Annotated in this window: 16 protein-coding genes; 12 read left to right on the forward strand and 4 right to left on the reverse strand. The window is 59.3% G+C overall.

The features are described from left to right. Positions 1 to 7: 7 nt before the first annotated feature. Positions 8 to 2,656, reverse strand: a complete 2,649-nt coding sequence (locus tag H8F21_RS05165) for a nitrate/nitrite transporter (RefSeq protein WP_203584117.1) — start codon at positions 2,654 to 2,656, stop codon at positions 8 to 10. A gap of 388 nt (positions 2,657 to 3,044) precedes the next feature. Between H8F21_RS05165 and H8F21_RS05170 the strand changes: the two genes are divergently transcribed. Beyond that, on the forward strand, positions 3,045 to 3,254 hold the full coding sequence (locus H8F21_RS05170) for a hypothetical protein (protein ID WP_203584118.1): 210 nt from the start codon (positions 3,045 to 3,047) through the stop codon (positions 3,252 to 3,254). Positions 3,255 to 3,273: 19 nt separating this feature from the next. Here the strand turns inward: H8F21_RS05170 and norR are convergent, their stop codons facing one another. Then, the gene (norR, locus tag H8F21_RS05175; protein ID WP_203584119.1) at positions 3,274 to 4,797 is read right to left on the reverse strand and encodes a nitric oxide reductase transcriptional regulator NorR; all 1,524 of its coding nucleotides are present in this window, start codon (positions 4,795 to 4,797) and stop codon (positions 3,274 to 3,276) included. A gap of 161 nt (positions 4,798 to 4,958) precedes the next feature. On the opposite strand from norR, the gene norV reads away from it, so the two are divergent. The 6 genes from norV (at position 4,959) to H8F21_RS05205 (ending at position 12,819) form a co-directional block, all read left to right on the forward strand. Continuing rightward, on the forward strand, positions 4,959 to 6,401 hold the full coding sequence (gene norV / locus H8F21_RS05180) for an anaerobic nitric oxide reductase flavorubredoxin (protein WP_203584120.1): 1,443 nt from the start codon (positions 4,959 to 4,961) through the stop codon (positions 6,399 to 6,401). Continuing rightward, positions 6,398 to 7,531, forward strand: a complete 1,134-nt coding sequence (norW, locus tag H8F21_RS05185; RefSeq protein ID WP_203584121.1) for an NADH:flavorubredoxin reductase NorW — start codon at positions 6,398 to 6,400, stop codon at positions 7,529 to 7,531. Before norV ends, norW begins: the two co-directional genes overlap by 4 nt. 157 nt (positions 7,532 to 7,688) lie before the next feature. Beyond that, complete coding sequence (locus tag H8F21_RS05190; protein ID WP_203479956.1) at positions 7,689 to 9,893, forward strand: OsmC domain/YcaO domain-containing protein; 2,205 nt, start codon at positions 7,689 to 7,691, stop codon at positions 9,891 to 9,893. 283 nt (positions 9,894 to 10,176) lie between these two features. Then, complete coding sequence (locus tag H8F21_RS05195; protein ID WP_203541571.1) at positions 10,177 to 10,851, forward strand: DUF3313 domain-containing protein; 675 nt, start codon at positions 10,177 to 10,179, stop codon at positions 10,849 to 10,851. 184 nt (positions 10,852 to 11,035) lie between these two features. After that, on the forward strand, positions 11,036 to 11,848 hold the full coding sequence (locus H8F21_RS05200) for a class I SAM-dependent methyltransferase (RefSeq protein WP_203584122.1): 813 nt from the start codon (positions 11,036 to 11,038) through the stop codon (positions 11,846 to 11,848). An 86-nt stretch (positions 11,849 to 11,934) separates the two neighbouring features. Then, the gene (locus H8F21_RS05205) at positions 11,935 to 12,819 is read left to right on the forward strand and encodes a LysR family transcriptional regulator (protein ID WP_203584123.1); all 885 of its coding nucleotides are present in this window, start codon (positions 11,935 to 11,937) and stop codon (positions 12,817 to 12,819) included. A 26-nt stretch (positions 12,820 to 12,845) separates the two neighbouring features. Here H8F21_RS05205 and H8F21_RS05210 read toward each other — a convergent pair whose 3' ends face one another. After that, the gene (locus tag H8F21_RS05210; protein WP_203584124.1) at positions 12,846 to 13,955 is read right to left on the reverse strand and encodes an alkene reductase; all 1,110 of its coding nucleotides are present in this window, start codon (positions 13,953 to 13,955) and stop codon (positions 12,846 to 12,848) included. A gap of 147 nt (positions 13,956 to 14,102) precedes the next feature. Beyond that, positions 14,103 to 14,993, reverse strand: a complete 891-nt coding sequence (locus tag H8F21_RS05215; protein ID WP_136476742.1) for a LysR family transcriptional regulator — start codon at positions 14,991 to 14,993, stop codon at positions 14,103 to 14,105. Between the two features lie 111 nt (positions 14,994 to 15,104). Here H8F21_RS05215 and H8F21_RS05220 point away from each other — a divergent pair, with 111 nt between their 5' ends. From H8F21_RS05220 to mdeB, 5 genes are all read left to right on the forward strand, one after another. After that, positions 15,105 to 16,112, forward strand: coding sequence for a zinc-binding alcohol dehydrogenase family protein (locus H8F21_RS05220; RefSeq protein WP_203541567.1), 1,008 nt, complete (start codon positions 15,105 to 15,107; stop codon positions 16,110 to 16,112). Between the two features lie 54 nt (positions 16,113 to 16,166). Then, complete coding sequence (locus H8F21_RS05225; RefSeq protein WP_203584125.1) at positions 16,167 to 17,351, forward strand: L-dopachrome tautomerase-related protein; 1,185 nt, start codon at positions 16,167 to 16,169, stop codon at positions 17,349 to 17,351. A gap of 48 nt (positions 17,352 to 17,399) precedes the next feature. After that, the gene (gene nfsB, locus H8F21_RS05230; protein ID WP_203584126.1) at positions 17,400 to 18,053 is read left to right on the forward strand and encodes an oxygen-insensitive NAD(P)H nitroreductase; all 654 of its coding nucleotides are present in this window, start codon (positions 17,400 to 17,402) and stop codon (positions 18,051 to 18,053) included. 54 nt (positions 18,054 to 18,107) lie between these two features. Continuing rightward, positions 18,108 to 18,416 carry a putative quinol monooxygenase gene (locus H8F21_RS05235; protein WP_203541565.1) on the forward strand — a complete coding sequence of 103 codons (309 nt, stop codon included), beginning with the start codon at positions 18,108 to 18,110 and terminating at the stop codon, positions 18,414 to 18,416. A 76-nt stretch (positions 18,417 to 18,492) separates the two neighbouring features. Beyond that, positions 18,493 to 21,156 carry an alpha-ketoglutarate dehydrogenase gene (gene mdeB, locus H8F21_RS05240; RefSeq protein ID WP_203584127.1) on the forward strand — a complete coding sequence of 888 codons (2,664 nt, stop codon included), beginning with the start codon at positions 18,493 to 18,495 and terminating at the stop codon, positions 21,154 to 21,156. Positions 21,157 to 21,184: the final 28 nt, after the last annotated feature.

Raw genomic sequence — 21,184 nt, forward strand, 5'->3', positions numbered from 1 at the left:
CAATTCGCTAGCAGCGAACCTCGGCATTGCGACGGGTGTAGTAGAGCCAGGTCAGCACGATGCACAGCACGTAGAACACGATGAACCCGTAGAGCGCTGCTTGTGCGCCGCCGGTAAGGTCGAAGGAAGTACCGAACGACTTCGGAATGAAAAACCCGCCGTAGGCAGCCACCGCAGAGATGAACCCCACGGCTGCGGCGGACTCTTTCTCGCTTTGCAGCGCCTGCTCCTCGGCCGGCAAATCGGGGAACAGCCTGGGCGTCTGGATGCGGAAAATCGTCGGGATCATCTGGGTGGTGCTGGCGTTGCCGACCCCGGAGAAGAAGAACAGCAGCAGGAACATGGTCAGGAAACCCCAGAAGGCCCCTGGCTGATCCTTGCCGGCAATGAAGAACAGCACCCCGGCAACACAGGCGACCATGGCCACGTAGACCCAAAGGCTGATGCGCGCACCGCCGAAGCGATCCGCCAGGCCACCCGAGAAAGCGCGACTCAGGGCACCGATCAGCGGGCCGAGGAAGGCGAACTTGAGCACGTCGATATGCGGGAACAAGTGCCCGGCCAGCAGCGGAAAGCCTGCAGAAAAACCGATGAAGCTGCCGAAGGTGCCGGTGTACAGCACGCTCATCAGCCAGGTGTGCTTGCGTTTGAAAATGGCCATCTGGTCTTTGAGCGACGACTTGGCGCTGGCAATGTCGTTCATGCCAAACCAAGCGGCCAGCGCTGCCGCAATAATGAACGGCACCCAGATGAAGCCGGCGTTCTGCAGCCAGATTGGCGGCCCTTCGGCAGGCTGCTGTGGCTCACCGCCGAGGCTGCCGAACACCGCCACAGTGATCACCAGCGGCACCACGAACTGCATGACGCTGACCCCCAGGTTGCCGAGCCCGGCATTCAGACCCATGGCGCCACCCTTGGCCTGCTTGGGGTAGAAAAACGAGATGTTGGCCATGCTCGACGAGAAGTTGCCGCCACCCAGGCCGCACAGCAGCGCAAGGATCAGCATTACCAGGTAAGGCGTCTGCGGATTCTGCACGGCGAAACCGATCCACAGTGCCGGCAGCAGTAACGAGGCGGTGGACATTGCGGTCCAGCGACGACCGCCGAAAATCGGCACCATGAAACTGTAGAAAATGCGTAAGGTGGCACCGGAAAGGCCGGGTAGGGCGGCCAGCCAGAACAACTGGTTGGCGCTGTAGTTGAAGCCGGCCAGCGGCAGTTTGGCGACCACCACCGACCAGACCATCCAGATGGCAAAGCCCAGCAGCAGGTTGGGAATGGAAATCCACAGGTTGCGTGTGGCGATGCGCTTGCCCTTGGTCGCCCAGAACGTCGGGTCTTCCGGATGCCATTCGTAGAGCACGAAGCCACTGGGGGTGGAGAGTTCCGGTAGGTCGCTGGAGGGGCGCTGGTTGGCCCATTCCACGCGTTCGGCCATGCGGATGGTGAAGTGCATCCAGGCCAAAGCACCGGCAGCGATCAGGAACAGCAGCATGAAACAACTCTGCCAGACGCCGACCACATCATTGAGCATGCCGAAGGTCAGGGGCAGCAGAAAACCGCCCAGGCCGCCAATCATGCCGACCAGGCCACCGACCACGCCGACGTGCTGCGGGTAGTAGGTGGGAATGTGCTTGAACACCGCCGCCTTGCCCAGGGACATGAACACGCCGAGCACAATGATTACCAGGACAAAGCCGGTCAGGCCCATGTGCATGGAGAACTCCAGCTCACCGCGCACCCCAGTGACGATATAGCGCGTGGGCGGGTAGCTGAGCAGGAAGGTGCACAGCACCGACACGCCCAGTGTCCAGTACATGACCTTCCTTGCGCCGTGACGGTCCGACAGCCAACCGCCGAGAATGCGGAACAGTGCCGCTGGCACTGTATACAGCGCGGCGACAACACCCGCCGCGACCATTCCCAGGCCATACACCTCCATCAGGTAGTGCGGCAGCCAGAGGGCGAGGGCGACGAAGGCGCCAAAAACGAAGAAGTAGTAGAGCGAGAAGCGCCAGACGCGCAAATCCGCCAGTGGCGCCAGTTGCTCGGCCAACGCAACGGGCTGCGCGCGACGGCTGCTGCTCTGCGGGTCGTCCTTGGCCAGCAGCACGAAGAGGATGCCCATGATCGCCAGCACCGAGGCATACACCAGGGCCGCACCGCGCCAGCCAAAGGCCAGTAGCAGCAGCGGTGCGCCGAAGTTGGTCAGGCCGGCGCCGACGTTACCAGCACCAAAGATCCCCAAGGCAGTGCCCTGACGGCTCGGCTCGAACCAGGTCGCGGTATAGGCGGTGCCGACGATGAACGAGCCGCCGGCCATACCCACACCGAGTGCGGCGAGCAACAGCATCGCAAAGCTGTTGGCGAAGGTCAGCAGGTAAACACATACGGCCGAGACCAGCATCAGCAGGCCGAAGACCCAGCGTCCCCCGTAGCGGTCGGTCCACAGGCCGAGAAAAATGCGCGAGATCGAACCGGTCAGTACCGGTGTCGCCATCAGCAGACCAAGTTGGGTATCGGTGAGGCCGAACTCATCCTTGATCTGCAACCCGAGGATCGAGAACAGCGTCCAAACGGCAAAGCACAGGGTGAATGCTAAAGTCGAGAGACCAAGCGCGCGGTGTTGATCGCGAGTTGAATGGTTTTCGGCCATGGCTACGCTGCCCCTTCTGGGTACTCAACGCGTCACTTTTGTATCAGCCGGAGGTGTTTCTGGGCACACGACGCCCTACTGCATTGAAAACAACGTTACCGATGGCTGACTCACGGTTAGTGCTTGAGGATCTAGTTATGGATGCATCGAAAGCGTACGGGCAGAGGCTAGACGTCAATCGAACAGTTCGCCAATACAGATGGATCCAGAATTCCAATACAAGGGACAGAAAGGTGATTTTCACCCTAATAGGGTGATTTAAACCCTGAATGATTATGGTTCTTTTTACCGTTTAGGCTGGCGGGCCGCTGTTTCACATGGCTTTTTTCATGGCACGGCGCTTGCGCATTGATAGGTATCCACAATTCAATGACAGAGGGTGCGTGCCATGGCAATTGTAAATAATTATGAGTCAACACTTCGGGCATTCGGTCGTGGCGTTGCCAAGGTGCCGCGGGCGTTGCTCACCGTGCTAGGCGCAGTGTTTCCTGCGCATCGCGACGGCACGATTGGCCTGGAACTGCTCATGGGCGAGAGAATTTTCCTCTGTGGTGAAGAGCACGCTATCGACTTCATCGAGCGCGATTCACACCGGTAAGTGGCGGGGAGGAGGGTCGCTATTTCAGCCCCAGGCGTTTCGACATACGGTGCAGGTTGGCCACATCGATATTCAACAGGCGGGCGCACGCAGACCAATTGCTTGCGCAACGTTCAAGTGTGCTCTCGATCAGTTGCCGCTGAAAATTGTCGGTTGCATCGCGCAGCCCTTGATCAAGGTTGGGCACAGGCGCCTGCTGGGCAGCCGTCGGGGTATCGAGCGGTTCCCCTAGCAGATTGAAATGCTGGGCTTCGAGCTGCAGCGCTTCACTTTGCTGGGTCGCCCGGGCCAGTATGGTTGCCCGGTACACCGCATGCTCCAGTTCGCGAACGTTGCCTGGCCACGTGTATTGCATCAGCTGCGACAGGCAGTTTGTCGCCAGCGCCACCCGCTTCAAGCCCATGCGTACTCGGCTCTGTTCGCAGAAAAAGCCCGCTAGCAAGGTGATGTCCTGACCGCGTTCGCGCAGCGGCGGTACATGTACCGGGAATACGCTCAGGCGGTGATACAAGTCGGCGCGAAAGCGGTTGTTCATTACCTCTTGCTTCAAGTCGCGATTGGTCGCGGCAAGTACCCGCACGTTGACCCGCAAGACGGTGTCGTCGCCGACCCGTTGCAGGTCGCCGTATTGCAAAACCCGCAACAGCTTGGCCTGCAGGCTGAGCGACAGCTCGCCAATTTCGTCAAGGAACAGCGTGCCGTTATCGGCCATTTCGAACTTGCCGGTGCGGTGATGAATCGCACCGGTAAAGGCACCTTTGACATGGCCAAACAACTCACTCTCGGCCACCGATTCGGGCAGTGCCGCGCAGTTCAGGTAAACCACAGGCTGGCTGGCGCGTGATGAGCTTTCATGGATGGCCTTGGCCACCAGTTCCTTGCCGACCCCGGTTTCGCCCGTGATCAAAACGTTCAGGTCCGAGCCTGCAACCATTTCGATCTCGCGTTTGAGCTGCTGCATGACCCCGCTGAGTCCTACGATCTCGGTGCCCGGTTTGCTCGCCGGTACATTGCTGATGGACAGCGGGGTAATGGCCTGGTTTTCCAGTTGCTCCACCAGCAGGGCGTTGTTCAGCGCTGCGGAGGCGAGGGCGCCGACCAGGCGCAATTCTTCGTCGCTGAAGTGATCGAACTGCGCCGGGTCCATGCCATCGATGGTCAGTGCGCCAATCAGCGTCTGGTCGGCGAACAACGGTAAGCCGATGCAGGCATGCACTTTCAATGCTTGCTGGCTGGGGATCAGTCCGTCATAGGGATCAGGCAAATGGCTATCTGCCGGAAAGCGCACCACATCACCCGCGCGGGCGATGGCTTCGAGTCGCGGGTGCGCATCAAGGCTGAAGCGTCGCCCGAGCACATCCGGGGCCAGGCCATCGATGGCCAAAGGACGGAAGTGTTGATGGTCGTAGCGCAACAGGGCAGAGGCGTCGCACCCCAGCAACTGGCGCAGGGTGTTGATCAGGCGTTGGAATCGGTCTTGATGAGAAATGCCGCTTTGCAACTCAATGGCAATGCGCGCCAGGGATTCTACCGAGAGACTCATGTTGGTCACTTCGACAATGATTAGTCATAAAGACAGTAAGCTTGAATAGTCATATCGACAATAGCTATTTTTATTTTCAATAAAAATCAATGACATACGATCTGGCACGGACCTTGCCATCTCGGGTGTAGAACTTTCAATTCGACATCCGAGGCGGCTACATGTCCATTCACGTCAAAAGCAATATTCACTGGGTTGGTCAGCGCGATTGGGAAGTGCGGGATTTTCACGGCACCGAATACAAAACCCTCAAAGGCAGCAGCTATAACAGCTACCTGATTCGTGAAGAGAAGACTGTGTTGATTGATACGGTCGATCACAAGTTCAGCCGCGAATTCATCAAGAACCTGGCAGCCGAAATCGACCTCGACACCCTCGACTATATCGTTATCAACCATGCCGAAGAGGACCATGCCGGGGCGTTGACTGAGCTGATGGCGCAAATCCCCAACACGCCGATCTACTGCACCGCCAATGGCGTGGAGTCGATCAATGGCCATCACCATCACCCCGAGTGGAACTTCCACGTCGTACATACCGGTGACACGCTGGATATCGGCAACGGCAAACAACTGATTTTTGTCGAAACGCCGATGCTCCACTGGCCAGACAGCATGATGACCTACATCACCGGCGATGCGGTGCTGTTCAGCAATGATGCCTTTGGCCAGCACTACTGCGATGAACATCTGTTTAACGACGAAGTGGACCAGATCGAACTGTTCGAGCAATGCCAACGCTACTACGCCAACATCCTCACGCCTTTCAGTCGCCTGGTGACACCGAAGATTACCGAGATTCTCGGGTTCAACCTGCCGGTCGACATGATTGCCACCGCCCATGGCGTGGTGTGGCGCGATAACCCGACGCAGATTGTCCATCGTTACCTGGAATGGGCCGCCGACTACCAGGAAGACCGCATCACGCTGTTCTACGACACCATGTCCAACAACACTCGGATGATGGCCGACGCCATTGCCCAGGGCATTCACGAAGTCGATCCCGGTGTGGCAGTGAAAATCTACAACGTCGCACGCCACGACAAAAACGAGATTCTGACCAACGTGTTTCGCTCAAAAGGTGTTCTGGTCGGCTCCTCGACCATGAACAACGTGATGATGCCGAAAGTCGCCGCCATGCTCGAAGAGATCACCGGCCTGCGTTTTCGCAACAAGAAGGCTTCAGCGTTTGGCAGTTTCGGCTGGAACGGCGGCGCGGTCGATCGTATTCAGACCCGCTTGATGGACGCCGGCTTTGAAACCACGCTGGCGCTCAAGGCCAAGTGGCGGCCCGACAGCGACGCCCTGGAAATTTGCCGTGCGCACGGCCGTGAGGTAGCGCGCCAATGGGCGCTGCAGCCCTTGACCGACGCACAACCAGCACCGCTTGCGGATGCTGAGGTGTGCGAGGTGCAAGCGCAGGTCGATAACGGCCCGCGCATGCAATGCAGTGTCTGTCAGTGGATCTACGACCCGGCAATTGGCGAGCCCATGCAGGATGTGCAACCGGGTACTGCCTGGTGCGATGTACCTGACAGCTTTCTCTGCCCGGAATGTTCGCTAGGGAAATCGGTGTTTGACGAACTGCCGTCGGAGGCAAAATGAACAAGGATATTGTCATTGTCGGTTCCGGTTTTGCGGCGCGCCAGGTGGTCAAGAACCTGCGCAAGCTCGACAGCGATGTACCGATTCGATTGATCGCGGCAGACACCTGCGATGAGTACAACAAGCCCGACCTCAGTCACGTCATCAGCCTCAAGCAGAGCGCCGACGACATGACGCGCCAGTCTGCCGGAGATTTTGCCGAAATGTATCGGCTGACATTGAATTCGCACTGTCAGCTCACGGCAATCGATCGTGAAAATAAGCGTATCGTTGCCGACAACGAAACCTTTGGCTACGACAAGCTCATTCTCGCGACCGGGGCGCAGGCCATTGTGCCGCCGATCCCCGGGCGCGAGTGGATGGTGACACTCAACAGTCAGCAAGAATACCGTCGCGCGCAGGGCGCCCTGAGAGAGGCGCAGCGTGTCTTGATTCTCGGTGCCGGCCTGATTGGTACCGAACTGGCCATGGATGCCAATCGCGCCGGCAAGCAGGTCATTCTGCTGGACAAGTGCCACAGCCTGCTGGCGTCGTTGCTGCCCGTCGAGGTCAGCAGCCGCCTGCAGCACCGGCTGTGCCAGATGGGCGTGGAAATGCTGTTCAACCAGGGCCTGGAGTCCATCGAAAAAACCAACGACGGCCTGCTGGCGACCTTGTCCAACGGTCGCCGGATCACAACCGATGTGGTTATTGCCTCGATTGGCCTGAAACCCGACACCACGATCGCCGCACAGGCGGGCTTATGGGTAGACCGTGGCATTGAAGTGGATGAGCGTATGTGTACCTCGGACCCGTACATCTTTGCCGTTGGTGATTGCGCGCAGATCCAGGGCAAGCTGCTGCCGTTCCTGCAGCCCATCCAGTTGAGCGCGATGGCCCTGGCGCGCAACGTGCTGGGCGGCAATGAAGACGTAAAGTTCCCGGCGATGCTGGTCAAGGTCAAGACCCCGGAAATGCCCCTGCACCTGGCGGGAGAAACCAGTCGCAAGGACCTGCAATGGCAGATCAGCCTGGAGTCGCAGGGGCTGGTTGCCCGGGGGCTGGACATGGACGGGCAACTGCGGGCGTTTGTGGTCAGTGAGGACCAGATGAAGCAAGCCTTTGTGCTGCTGCGTCAGTTGGTGCTGTAGTGCCTGTCGGCGCAAGAGGGTCAAGGCCGCGGTGTGTCTGGTTTCAGTTTGATGACTGGCGCCAGTCAGCGGCCGTTGCGCAAAAGCACAAGACTTCCAAGTGAAAAGCCGGATAATGGCGGCCAAATTGTTTTGCTGCTTATGATGGTAATCCCGCATGGAAATCAAGGTTAACTTTCTCGACAACCTTCGACTGGAGGCCAAGTTCGATGACTTCACGGTGGTGGCCGATCAACCGATCCGCTACAAGGGCGATGGCTCGGCACCGGGTCCGTTCGACTACTTCCTGGCTTCGTCGGCTCTGTGCGCGGCGTACTTTGTAAAGCTGTACTGCCAGACGCGTGATATTCCCACCGAGAATATCCGCCTGTCGCAGAACAACATTGTTGATCCGCAAGATCGCTACAAGCAGATCTTCAAGATCCAGGTGGAGTTGCCGGCAGATATCTCGGCCAAGGATCGCCAGGGCATTTTGCGTTCCATCGAGCGCTGTACAGTAAAGAAGGTGGTGCAAACCGGCCCTGAGTTCGTCATCGAGGAAGTCGACAACCTCGACGCCAATGCCCAGGCCTTGTTGATGCTCGATAGCTCCCCGGACGCGAGCACCTACATTGTCGGCAAGGACCTGCCCCTGGAGCAGACCATCGCCAACATGTCGGGGATTCTTGCCGACCTGGGCATGAAGATTGAAGTCGCTTCGTGGCGCAATATCGTTCCCAACGTCTGGTCGCTGCACATTCGCGACGCGCAATCACCGATGTGCTTTACCAACGGCAAGGGCGCGACCAAGGAAAGTGCCCTGGCCTCGGCGCTGGGCGAGTTCATTGAACGCTTGAACTGCAACTTCTTCTACAATGACCAGTTCTGGGGTGAAGACATCGCCAATGCGGCGTTTGTGCACTATCCGGAAGAGCGTTGGTTCAAGCCGGGTCGCAAGGATGCGCTGCCTGAGGAAATCCTCGACGCCTACTGCTTGGGCATCTACAACCCCGACGGCGAGCTGCGTGGCTCGCACCTGTACGACACCAACTCCGGCAACGAACAGCGCGGTATCTGCTCGCTGCCTTATGTGCGCCAGTCGGACGGTGAGGTGGTGTATTTCCCCTCCAACCTGATCGAAAACCTCTACCTGAGCAACGGCATGAGTGCCGGCAATACCCTGGCTGAAGCGCAGGTGCAGTGCTTGTCGGAAATTTTCGAGCGTGCGGTAAAGCGCGAGATTCTGGAGCGCGAATTTTGCCTGCCCGACGTGCCGCAAGAGGTGCTGGCCAAGTACCCGGCAATTCTCGCCGGCATTCAGGGGCTGGAAGAGCAGGGCTTCCCGGTACTGGTCAAGGATGCCTCCCTGGACGGCGAATTCCCGGTCATGTGCGTGACCTTAATGAACCCGCGTACCGGCGGTGTGTTTGCCTCGTTCGGGGCTCACCCGAGCATGGAAGTGGCATTGGAGCGAAGCCTGACCGAGCTGTTGCAGGGTCGCAGCTTCGAAGGCCTCAACGACTTGCCGCAGCCGACCTTTGCCGGCTATGCAGTGACCGAACCGAACAACTTCGTCGAGCACTTCATCGACTCCAGCGGCGTGGTGTCGTGGCGTTTCTTCAGCGCCAAGCCCGACTTCGAATTTGTCGAGTGGGATTTCTCCGGTCAGGGCGAAAACTCCAACAGCGAAGAAGCCGCAACCTTGTTCGGCATCCTTGAGAACATGGGCAAGGAAGCGTACATGGCGGTGTATGAGCATCTGGGTGCCACCGCCTGCCGTATTCTGGTACCCGGTTACTCGGAAATTTACCCAATCGAAGACCTGATCTGGGACAACACCAACAAGGCGCTGTTCTTTCGCGAGGACATCCTCAACCTGCATCGGCTCGAGGAAACCGATCTGCGTGCCCTGGTTGAGCGCCTGGAAGAAAGTGAGTTGGATGATTACACCGACATCACCACCTTGATCGGTATCGAGTTCGACGACAACACCGCCTGGGGGCAGTTGACCATTCTGGAGTTGAAGCTGCTGATCTATGTGGCCTTGCAGCAGTTCGAAGAGGCGAAGGAGCGGGTTGAAACCTTTTTGCAGTTCAACGACAACACCGTTGAGCGCGGGTTGTTCTATCAAGCCCTGAACGTGGTGCTCGAAGTGGTTATCGACGAAGACCTGGAACTTGCGGACTACGAGGCCAACTTCCGCCGCATGTTCGGTAACGAGCGGATGGACGCGGCAATCGGTTCTGTGCAAGGAACGGTGCGTTTCCATGGACTGACCCCCACCAGCATGAAGCTGGAAGGACTCGATCGCCACCTGCGCTTGATCGACAGCTACAAGAAGCTGCACACCGCACGGGCCAGTGCGGCGGCCTTAACTCGCTGACAGCGTTGACAAAAAAGCACCCTAGGGTGCTTTTTTGTTGCCTGGCGATTATTCGGCTGCCTGTCACATTAAATCCGTTTCTGCACAATAGACTTGTAAGTTGATGCGTACACGCTACGTTTGTTCCTACACATACCTTGCAGGGCTGTTCGTCATCCGACTCATATGACAAGTGTCGCTGCTTACGCTCGTTTGGGTAATGCTGCTTTGGCAGCGGTCGGGCGCGTGTAATGGATTTTCAACTGATGTATGCCGTTGCGGTTTCGCCAAAAGGAGCGACAACATGAAGTCGAAGTACCTGATGATTACGCTGTGCGTTACCTCTCTTGCGCTTTCCGGCTGCGCCAGCAAGTACGTGGAGTCCGATCAATATTCCGGCTTTCTCAAGGACTACAGCTCCTTGAAAGAAGAGACGTCACCCTCAGGTGCCGCGGTCATGCGCTGGATTGATCCGAAAGTGAACGTGAACAAATTCAGCAGCGTCTACATCGAACCAAGCCAGCTTTATCCCAAGCCGCAAGCCACGGATAAGATCCCGGATTCCACCTTGCAAGGCATCACTCGCTACTACAACCAGGCGCTGCAGACCCAGTTCGCCAAAGTCTTGCCGTTGGCCAAGGGCCCCGGCCCAGGCGTGCTTGTCGTGCGTCCGGCGATTACCGCCGTAAGTGCCAAGACCAAGGGCCTGCGCCCCTATGAAGTTATCCCGATTGCGTTGGTTGCCGCTGGCGTCAGTGCCGCAACCGGTATTCGTGACCAGGACACCAGCCTGTCGACCGAAGCGCAATTCATCGATGCCAGCAACAACAAAGTGGTTGCCCAGGTTGTGCGCAAGGGCGCAGGTACCGAGCTGGACAACTCCGATCAGGTCATGACTGCCAACGATGCAAAAGCAGTGCTCGATGGCTGGGCCAACGACATGGTCAAATCCTACGAGCAACTCAAGGCCAAGCGCTAATAAGTGACCAGCTCAACCTGCCGCAAGTGTCGGCAGGTCGAGCTTGATCGCCAATCCCTCGCTATGCTCTGACGTTCTATCGATGTATCGAACTCTTCTTGATCCAGCTCCGGCAGCGCTTGCCGGCGTGTTGGCTTAGGTTTTAGCTTGTTTGACCGCCACGCGCACAAACAAGGTGAAGACCATGAGTACCCCCCTTGACATGAATGCGTTGAAAGCACGTCAGCAAGCTGCGTGGGCCAGCGGAGACTACGCCGTTATCGGCACCACCTTGCAGCTGGTGGGCGAGCGACTGGCCGAAGCCTGCGACTTGCGTTGGGATGAGAAGGTGCTGGATGTCGCTGCCGGCAACGGCAATGCCACCCTGGCGGCCGCCAGGCGCGGCTGTCAGGTTACTTCTACCGATTACGTGCCCGAGCTGTTGAAACGAGGCGAGGAACGGGCGCGGGCCGAGCATCTGAACGTTGTGTTTCAAGTTGCTGATGTCGAAGCCTTACCCTTTGCCGACGGCAGCTTTGACGCGGTTGTCTCGACCTTTGGCGTGATGTTCGCGCCGGATCAGGCGCAGTCGGCGCGAGAGCTTGGTCGGGTATGCCGGCCGGGCGGGCGCATCGGCCTGGCCAACTGGACGCCCCAAGGCTTTGTCGGGCAGATGTTCAAGACACTGGGCCGGCATGTACCGCCACCGGCTGGGGCACTACCACCGTCGCGCTGGGGAGACGAGGAGCAGTTGCAGCAGTTGTTCAGCGACAGCGTCGGTTCAATCAATATCAGCCACCAACATTTCAATTTTCGCTATCGCTCGGCGGCGCACTTCATTGACGTGTTCAAGACCTGGTACGGCCCGGTCCACAAAGCCTTTGCTTCGCTCGATGGCGAGGCGGCTGCAGCACTTGAGCGCGACCTTGCGCAATTGTTGAACGACAGCAACGTGGGCGGTGCGTCTTCACTGGTGGTGCCCAGCGAATACCTCGAGGTCGTGATCACCCGACGCTAAGTGCACATCAGGCGGGATGCGATATTGACAGCACAAATACCGTAGACTCGATCGCATCGCCAAGTTGCTCTCGGGAACCTCGAATAATGCTTTTCGAAAATCTTGCGTTGTTTCTACTGATTGTCGAGAAGGGTGGGTTGTCTGCTGCCGGCAGGGAAGCCGGCTTGTCGCCCACCTCTGTTTCAGAGCGCTTGGGGGCATTGGAACGCTACTACGGGGCGACCTTGCTGGTGCGTACCACCCGTTCGATCAGCCTGACCGACGAAGGGCGGGTGCTGGTGGAGCGGGTTCGCCCGTTGCTGGCTGAAGCTGAAGATATCGCAAGCACCATCAAACTTGGGACCGAGCAGGTTTCCGGCGTGGTGCGGCTCAGTGCGCCTGTCGACCTGGGGCGCAATCGCATTGTGCCGATACTGGATGAGTTTCTGGAGCACAACCCCGATATCGGCGTTGACCTCAATCTGACAGATGGTTTTGTCGACTTGGCCGGGCAAGGCTTGGACTTTGCCATTCGGTACGGCGCATTGAGTGACAGCACGCTAAGGGTCAAGAAACTCAGTGAAGGGCGCAGGGTGGTATGCGCAGCGCCTGCCTACCTTAGCAAGCACGGAACGCCGCAACATCCCAGGGAGTTGATCGCGCATCAGTGTCTGTTGATGCGCTTCGGTAACAACATCCACCGGGAGTGGCAGTTCTGGGTCGACGGTGGGGCGTTCAAGGTGTCGCTCAGCGGTCGGCGAGTGGCCAACGATGGTGAGCAGGTACGACGCTGGTGCCTGGCGGGTCATGGCATTTGTATCAAGTCGCAGCTTGATGTCCGTGAAGACCTGAACGAAGGGCGGTTGATCGAGTTGCTGCCCGACTACGCCTTGCAGGGGGTGGACCTGCAGATTGTCTACCCTTCCAGCCACGCGGTGCCCCGTCGGGTCCAACGCTTGATGGACATGATTGCCCTGAGGCTGGCGGCTTGACCTGCCTCAGGGCGTCTGGCGCTACCTCAGCCGCGGGCCGACCACGCCGGGTAGTCGGTGTACCCACGTTCGGTACCGCCAAACAAGGCAGAGCCATCAAAGTCGGCCAGGGGATAACCCTTTTCCAGGCGTAGCGGCAGGTCAGGGTTCGCGACAAATTTGCGCCCGTAGGCCACATAGTCGGCGTAGCCCTTGGTCAATACCCACTCGGTCAACTCTTCGTCATATTTGCCGGCCACAACAATCGGGTGGTGAAAGTGTGCTCTTACCGCCTGACGGAAGCTCTCCGGGAACTGCGGCGCATCGTCCCAATCAGCCTCGACCAGGTGCAGATAGGCAATGCCTTTGCCCTGCAAATACTCGGCAGCCTCAAGAAGGGTTGGCAGGATGTCCGGGCAAGCCATGCCTCTGGCGGTCAGGAACGGCGCGATGCGGATGGCTGTGCGCGCTGCGCCGATTTCATCGCTGACGGCATCCATGACTTCCTTGAGAAAGCGCAGGCGGTTTTCACGCGAGCCGCCGTATTCATCGGTCCGCACGTTGGACGTGGTGCGCAGGAACTGGTCGATCAAGTAACCGTTGGCCGCGTGCACTTCAACGCCATCGAAGCCTGCGGCAATCGCGTTGGCTGCGGCGTTGCGGTAGTCCTCGACGATAGCGAATATCTCATCCCGGCCCAGTGCACGCGGTGTAGGGCAGGGCACCATGCTGCCGATGCCGGTTTGTGGGTCGACTTTCCAGATACTGCCTTCAAATGGGATTGCCGATGGCGCCACGGGCAACGCTCCATCATGAAAGTCAGGGTGGGACATACGCCCCACATGCCACAGCTGCAGATAAATGTGTCCGCCCGCCTTGTGCACGGCCTCGGTGACCAGGCGCCAGCCTGCGACTTGTTCTGGCGTGTAGATGCCGGGAGTAAAGGAATAGCCTTTGCCCTGGGCGGAAATCTGCGTTGCTTCGGTGACGATAAAGGCGGCCGAAGCACGTTGCGCGTAGTAAGCGGCATTCAATGCATTGGGAATGTCGCCGGGTTGGCTGCTGCGCGAGCGCGTCATCGGCGCCATCACTACACGGTTGCGGGTGAAGTGGCTGCCAACAGTGGCGGGGGTAAACAATTGGGATGGACTAGGCATCGGCGCTTCCTCGAAAACTCGGGTGGGAGTTGATGAAGGCGAGCTTAGAAGTAGCGGGCTGGTTTGATAATCACCGCCAGCGGGAAATCATATTTTGCTTTTTCCGGATAATGCGCCGTGGGTGTCGCAGACTGGCGGTGAAACGCCTCAAACACGCTTGAGGGTCACCAGTTGTTGGCTGAGCCAGCTATGCAGTTGGCTCACCGCTGGTGAGACCTGTTTGCGATGGGGGCAGACCAGGCTCAACGGCAACGGCTCGCCGGGGTGATCTTGCAAAAGCACCACCAGGCGACCGGCTTTAACGTCGGCACTGACATCCAGCCAGGACTTGAAGGCAATGCCTTCGCCCTCGACCGCCCAGCGCCGTGCCACATCAGCGTCATCGCTGAACAGCGGGCCGGATACCTGGACCGTCTGCGCGCCCACCCGCCACTTGTCATAGACCCGGCCGCTTTGCAGGTAGAGCAAGCAGTCGTGGTCGAGTAGGTCGGTGGCGACCGTCGGGCTGCCCTTGCGCAACAGATAGTCTGGGGAGGCGACCAATACACGCCGGTTCCAGGGCGCCAGCGGCAGGGCAACGTAGTTGGCATCGTGGTTCAGACCGTAGCGAATGGCGACATCCACGGGCTCGCGAAACAGGTCGGCGATCTGATCGGACAGAAAAAAGCGCAAATTGAGCTGAGGATGCTCGCGCCGAAACGCCGAGAGCCACGGCAACAGAATATTGCGTCCCAGGTCTGAAGGTGCGGCGACCTGGAGCACGCCGCGCAACGGGGCATTCTCGCTGCGCAGGGTTTCACGCCCGTGCTTGAGGGTTTCCAGTACCGACACTGCGGTCGGCAGGTACTGCTCGCCCTCGGCAGTCAGGCGCAGGCTGCGGGTTGTGCGGGCAAACAAACGCACATCGAGTTCGCGTTCAAGGCGCTTGATCGCTGCTGCCACCTGGCCCGGTAGCAAATCTGCCTCCAGTGCGGCGGCAGTAAAGCTGCCGAGGGCGGCGCTGCGCACAAACATGCCCAGATCATCAATACGGATCATTTTCACTCCTGCAGTGAAAGTGTTGGCGCATTCTGCCGGTTTTTCTTTGTTCTGGGGAAGGCAAAACTACGCCCATGTTGTGCATCAGCCCATCCCTGACAGCGAGTTGCCATGAAAGTCATCACATTTACCCAGAACGGTTTACCGATCGAAGATCCAGAGTCGTTGCAGGACGCGCAAGCCGCCCGACCAGCACCGGGCCCCAACGATTTGCTGGTAGAAGTACGCGCCGTTTCGGTCAACCCGGTGGATACCAAGGTGCGCGCCGGCACCTTCGCCAAAGAGCCGAAAATTCTTGGTTGGGATGCGGCAGGCATTGTCCGCGAAGTGGGTTCGGCGGTGAGCCTGTTCCGCCCTGGCGATGAGGTGTTCTACGCCGGCTCCATCGCCCGCGACGGCAGTTACAGCGAGTTTCAACGGGTGGACCAGCGCATCGTCGGACGCAAGCCGCACACCTTGAGCGCCGCTCAGGCTGCGGCCTTGCCGTTGACCTCGATTACTGCCTGGGAACTGTTGTTCGACCGCCTTGGCGTTGCCGAAGGCGCGGGCGAGGGCGATTCCCTGCTGATTGTCGGTGCGGCGGGCGGCGTGGGTTCGATGCTGGTGCAGTTGGCGCGCAAGCTGACCAAATTGACGGTGATCGGCACGGCTTCACGCCCGGAAACTGCCGATTGGGTACGCGACCTCGGCGCCCATTTTGTTGTCGACCATACACAGCCACTGTTGGCTCAGTTGCAGGAACTTGGTGTGGGCGAGGTCAGTCATGTTGCCAGCCTCAACGGCACCGAGCAGCACTTTCTGCAATTGGTCGAGGTACTACGACCGCAAGGGCGCCTTGGTGTGATCGACGACCCGCAAAGTCTCGATGTGATGCCGCTCAAGCGCAAGTCGCTGTCGTTGCACTGGGAACTGATGTTCACCCGCTCGCTTTATGAAACGCCGGACATGATTGCCCAGCATGTGTTGCTCAATCGTATTGCCAGCCTGATTGACGAAGGCGTGCTGCGCACCACGCTGGGCGAGCACTTCGGCCCGATCAACGCCGCCAATATGCGCCGCGCCCATGCGTTGGTCGAGAGCGGCAAGGCCAAAGGCAAGATCGTTCTCGAAGGCTTCTGAACATTACCCCTCGCAAACTGATAGGCAGCCAGGCTGCACCCCAAGGAGCGCACCATGCGCAATAAAACACTGCCTGCAGCACTTGCACTGGCCTCGGCAGCCACACTCACGGTTTCGTGGGCGTATGGCATCACCGCGGTCGAGGTACCGGCCCAGGCACCTGCAGACCGAGCCTTTGGCCGCCTCGAACAGGTGCACGCGTTCTACGACGCGATGCCCACCGGGGTCACGGTCACCGAGCATGGACGCATCTTCGTCAACTTCCCGCGCTGGGGCGACAAGGTGCCGTTTACCGTTGGCGAGATTCGCGATGGGCAGGTGGTGGCCTATCCCAATTTGGCGTTCAATCAGGAACACCCCAGTGATCCGGGCAAGGGTTTGATCAGCGTCCAGAGCGTTGTCGCCGATGGGCGCGGGCGGGTCTGGCTGCTGGATACCGCGGCACCTGGTTTCGCCGAGCCGAAGCCGGGCGGCGCCAAGCTGGTGGCCGTGGACCTGGCCACCAATCGTGTGGTCAAGACCCTGGTGTTCCCCGACAACGTCATGTTGCCCACCACCTATGTCAACGACATGCGCTTTGACTTTCGCAAGGGGGCGCAGGGAACTCTCTACGTCACCGACTCTTCGCTGCGCGGCCCGGGGGCGATCATTGTCATGGATATCGCCAGCGGTAAAGCCATCCGACGCTTGAGCGGTGCCAGATCGACCTCGGTCGACCCCGATTTCGTTCCAGTCGTCGAGGGTTTGCCGGTAACCGTCGAGGGTCCTGACGGCACTCGTAAACCCTTGGGAGTAGCCTCCGATGGCATTGCCTTGTCGGCCGACGGCAAGACGCTCTACTTCACCCCGCTGTCCAGTCGGCACCTGTACGCGGTGGCCACTGACCTGCTCATGAACCCGCAGGTCAGCGAGCAGCAACTGGACGCTGCGGTGCAGGACTTGGGCGAGAAGGGCGCATCGGACGGTATGGAAGCCGATGCCGACGGTGCGATCTACGCCGGCGACTACGAGCACAACTCGATTCGCAAGCGCCTGCCCGACGGCACCTGGCAGACGCTGGTGCATGATCCGCGGCTGCTTTGGCCCGACACGTTGTCTATCGGCCCCGACGGCTACTTGTACTTCACGGCCAATCAGTTGCACCGCCAAGCCGGCTTTCGTTCCGGGCAGGACCAACGCCAAAAGCCCTACAGCTTGATGCGCCTGAAAATCGACGCAGCGCCTGCACCCACCCATTGAAGCGTGAAGCAACCCCCGTCAGCCATCTTTACGAGAAGGAATCCAGCCATGGATATCGTCAGCTTGTCGCAACGCCGTTACACCACCAAAGCCTTTGATGCTAGCCGCAAAGTGCCCGCCGCTACCTTGCTGGCGCTGTTCGAGCAACTGCGCAACAGCCCATCCTCGGTGAACTCCCAGCCGTGGCATTTCGTTGTCGCCGAGCAGGATGAGGACCGCGCACGAATTGCCCGCAGCACCGAGGTGGGTTTTGCCTACAACCAGGCAAAAATCCTCAATGCCTCCCACGTCATTGTCTTTTGCACCCGTACCCACATGCCGGATGAGCACCTGCAGGCGGTGCTGAGCCAGGAAGCGGCAGATGGACGCTTCCACAACGCTGAAGCAAAAGTGGGCCAGGACCGTGGCCGACGCGGTTACGTCGACCTGCATCGCTCTGACCAGAAGGACGTCCAGCACTGGATGGAAAAGCAGACCTACCTGGCGCTGGGCACGCTGCTGCTTGGTGCGGCGTCCTTGGGTGTCGATGCCACGCCCATGGAAGGCTTTGACAGCAAGGTGCTCGATGCTGAGTTGGGCCTGCGGGAAAAGGGTTTCACCAGCCTGGTAGTGGTCAGCCTCGGTTATCACAGCAGCGAGGATTTCAATGCCGGCCTGCCTAAATCCAGGTTGCCAGCCAAGTCACTGTTCACCTTTCTGTGAATACCCAGCCTCCTGTTTTTTTAATGTTCAAGCGTGAATATTGGAGCGTGAATGATGAGCGACGATAAAAAACCCTTGGTATCCATTGCGGTACTCATCGCCCGAGAGGGGCAACAGCAGGCGTTGAAGCAGGCCTTGTTGGCCCTTGTCGAGCCAACCCGGGCCGAGCCGGGCAATCTTGACTATGTGCTGTTCGAAAGCCGTGATGAGCCAGGCACTTTCTACATGCGTGAAGCCTTCCGCGATCAAGCGGCCCTCGATGCGCACTTTGCCATGCCGTATTTTCAGCGCTTTGCAGCCGCCAGCGACGCGCTGCTTGCCGAGCCCCTGAAGCTTTTGTTCCTGGAGCAGGTTTCAACCTGAGCGCCTGATTCAATCCCCCAGACCGCCAGGCGCGCAAGGCGCGTGGTGGTTACTCCAGCCTGTCGAGAGCTGTGCCATGAACGATTTCGCACAAAAAGCAACGCTTGCAGCACCTGCCCACGAAGACGTGGATGTGGTCGAGACCAACGAATGGCTCGAGGCCCTGGCCGGTGTGGCCAAGGTCGGCGGCGCGGCGCGGGTCAGGTTTCTACTGCAGCGTCTGGCAGAGCAGGCCAATAGGCTGGGCCTGCAGTCGACCGCAAGTGCCTATTCGCTGTACCAGAACAGCATCACGCTGGAGCAGCAACCGGCGTATCCGGGCGATCTGGTGATGGAGGAACGGATTACTTCGATCATTCGCTGGAATGCGCTGGCGATGGTGGCCAGTGCCAACAAGGCCTATGGCGAATTGGGCGGGCACATCGCCAGCTACGCCTCGGCGGCAGAGATCTTCGAGGTGGGTTTCAACCACTTTTTTCGCGCCAGCAACGAGCACGGCCACGGTGACCTGGTGTACTTCCAGGCGCACTCTGCGCCGGGTGTGTATGCACGCGCCTTTCTCGAAGGTCGCTTGCAGGAGGAGCAACTGCAGCGCTACCGGCAAGAGGTCGACGGGGGCGGCTTGTGCTCTTACCCGCACCCCTGGTTGATGCCTGACTTCTGGCAATTTCCAACCGGCTCGATGGGCATCGGCCCGATCAATGCCATTTACCAGGCACGCTTTCTGCGTTACTTGCAGCATCGCGGTATCGCCTCGACCGAGGGGCGCAATGTCTGGGGGGTGTTTGGCGACGGTGAAATGGACGAGCCCGAGTCGGTCGCGGCGTTGTCGTTGGCTGCGCGGGAAAACCTCGACAACATCACCTTTGTCATCAACTGCAACCTGCAGCGCCTGGACGGCCCGGTAAGGGGCAATGGCCAGATCATTCAAGAGCTGGAATCGCTGTTCAGCGGTGCTGGCTGGAATGTGATCAAAGTCCTGTGGGGCTCGGATTGGGACGCCTTGTTCGCCCGCGATCACAACCATGCGTTGCTGCGTCACTTCGCCCAAATGGTCGACGGCCAGTACCAGACCCTGGGCGCCAATGACGGTGCCTACAACCTTGCGCACTTCTTCAATCAGGACCCGCAGCTGCAGGCACTGGTTGCAGGCATGAGCGCGGAACAGATCGAAGGGTTACGCCGTGGTGGCCACGACTTTCGCAAGCTGCATGCCGCCTTTGAAGCCGCCAGGCGCCACCAGGGCAGGCCTACGGTTATTTTGGCGAAAACCAAGAAAGGCTACGGGATGGGCCAGATTGGCGAGTCGCGCAACACCGCGCATCAACAGAAAAAGCTCGACCTCAAAGCCTTGAAGGCGTTTCGCGATCGTTTCAACTTGCCGCTCGATGACCAGGCCGTCGAACAGATGCGTTTCTACCGACCGGCACCGGACAGCGCGGAAATGCGCTACCTGCACCAGCAGCGTCAGGCCCTGGGTGGCTATCTGCCCAAACGTAGGCGCAAGGCCGACGCCATTACGGTTCCGCCACTCGACAGTTACGCGCACTTTGCCTTGAGCGCAGACGAGCGTGAGGTTTCCACCACCATGGCGGTGGTGCGCCTGTTTACCAACCTGCTCAAGGACAAACAGCTGGGCCCGCGCATTGTGCCCATCGTCGCCGATGAGGCCCGTACCTTTGGCATGGCTACGCTGTTTCGCCAGATCGGGATCTATTCCGCTGTTGGGCAGCTGTATCAACCAGAAGACGCCAACGCCTTGCTCTACTACAAGGAGTCAGCCGACGGGCAGTTGCTGGAGGAGGGCATCACCGAGGCCGGGGCGATTTCTTCCTGGGTTGCCGCCGCGACGTCGTATAGCGTCAACGGTGAAGCCATGCTGCCGTTCTATATCTACTACTCGATGTTCGGTTTTCAGCGCATCGGAGATTTGATCTGGGCCGCAGCCGACCAGCGTGCTCGAGGGTTTCTGATTGGCGCGACATCGGGGCGCACGACCCTTGCCGGTGAGGGGTTGCAGCATCAGGACGGCAGCAGCCAGTTGATGGCCGCGACGGTGCCCAATTGCCGCGCCTACGATCCGGCGTTTGCCAGCGAAGCGGCGGTGATCATCGACCACGGCAGTCGGCGCATGCTCGAGCAACAACAGGATGAGTTCTATTACCTCACGGTTACCAACGAAAACTACGCCCAGGCCGCTATCGAGGCGAGCCAGCATGAGGATGTGATTCGGGGCATGCGCCTGTATCAGCGGTTCGGCACGCAAGCGCCGGCCGTGCGCTTACTGGGCTCGGGGGCAATGTTGCGCGAGGTGATCGAGGCGGCGCGAATCCTTGAGGAGCAATGGCAGGTAAGCAGCGAAGTGTGGAGCGTAACCAGCTTCTCGGAGTTGGCTCGGGAGGCTAGGGAAGTGCAACGTCAGCGCGAGTTCTCCGGTGACCTGGACGCTCGCAGCCATGTCCAGCAGTGCCTGCCTGGCACCACGCCGGTGGTCGCGGTCAGCGACTATGTCCGCGGCTACGTGCAGTTGATTGCGCCGTATCTGCAAGCCCCGCTGAGCACCTTGGGTACCGATGGCTTCGGCCGCAGCGACACTCGCTCGGCCTTGCGCCGCTTCTTTGAGTTGGACCGCCATCACATCGTCGTCTCGGCGTTGGCCATGGTCGATGCTTCGGCACATGCCAAGGCACGCGCGCAATACCGCATCGATGCCAACAACGATGCACCGTGGAACTGCTGAGTTCGACTCGGCAGGGCAATTTTACAAG

The sequence above is a fragment of the Pseudomonas arcuscaelestis genome (genome assembly GCF_016881005.1).
In the GTDB taxonomy this organism is placed as follows: domain Bacteria; phylum Pseudomonadota; class Gammaproteobacteria; order Pseudomonadales; family Pseudomonadaceae; genus Aquipseudomonas; species Aquipseudomonas arcuscaelestis.

Coding starts and splice junctions, on each gene's coding strand:
- H8F21_RS05165 (WP_203584117.1), bottom strand. CDS start 2,656: ATGGCCGAAAACCATTCAACTCGCGATCAACACCGCGCGCTTGGTCTC.
- H8F21_RS05170 (WP_203584118.1), top strand. CDS start 3,045: ATGGCAATTGTAAATAATTATGAGTCAACACTTCGGGCATTCGGTCGT.
- norR (WP_203584119.1), bottom strand. CDS start 4,797: ATGAGTCTCTCGGTAGAATCCCTGGCGCGCATTGCCATTGAGTTGCAA.
- norV (WP_203584120.1), top strand. CDS start 4,959: ATGTCCATTCACGTCAAAAGCAATATTCACTGGGTTGGTCAGCGCGAT.
- norW (WP_203584121.1), top strand. CDS start 6,398: ATGAACAAGGATATTGTCATTGTCGGTTCCGGTTTTGCGGCGCGCCAG.
- H8F21_RS05190 (WP_203479956.1), top strand. CDS start 7,689: ATGGAAATCAAGGTTAACTTTCTCGACAACCTTCGACTGGAGGCCAAG.
- H8F21_RS05195 (WP_203541571.1), top strand. CDS start 10,177: ATGAAGTCGAAGTACCTGATGATTACGCTGTGCGTTACCTCTCTTGCG.
- H8F21_RS05200 (WP_203584122.1), top strand. CDS start 11,036: ATGAGTACCCCCCTTGACATGAATGCGTTGAAAGCACGTCAGCAAGCT.
- H8F21_RS05205 (WP_203584123.1), top strand. CDS start 11,935: ATGCTTTTCGAAAATCTTGCGTTGTTTCTACTGATTGTCGAGAAGGGT.
- H8F21_RS05210 (WP_203584124.1), bottom strand. CDS start 13,955: ATGCCTAGTCCATCCCAATTGTTTACCCCCGCCACTGTTGGCAGCCAC.
- H8F21_RS05215 (WP_136476742.1), bottom strand. CDS start 14,993: ATGATCCGTATTGATGATCTGGGCATGTTTGTGCGCAGCGCCGCCCTC.
- H8F21_RS05220 (WP_203541567.1), top strand. CDS start 15,105: ATGAAAGTCATCACATTTACCCAGAACGGTTTACCGATCGAAGATCCA.
- H8F21_RS05225 (WP_203584125.1), top strand. CDS start 16,167: ATGCGCAATAAAACACTGCCTGCAGCACTTGCACTGGCCTCGGCAGCC.
- nfsB (WP_203584126.1), top strand. CDS start 17,400: ATGGATATCGTCAGCTTGTCGCAACGCCGTTACACCACCAAAGCCTTT.
- H8F21_RS05235 (WP_203541565.1), top strand. CDS start 18,108: ATGAGCGACGATAAAAAACCCTTGGTATCCATTGCGGTACTCATCGCC.
- mdeB (WP_203584127.1), top strand. CDS start 18,493: ATGAACGATTTCGCACAAAAAGCAACGCTTGCAGCACCTGCCCACGAA.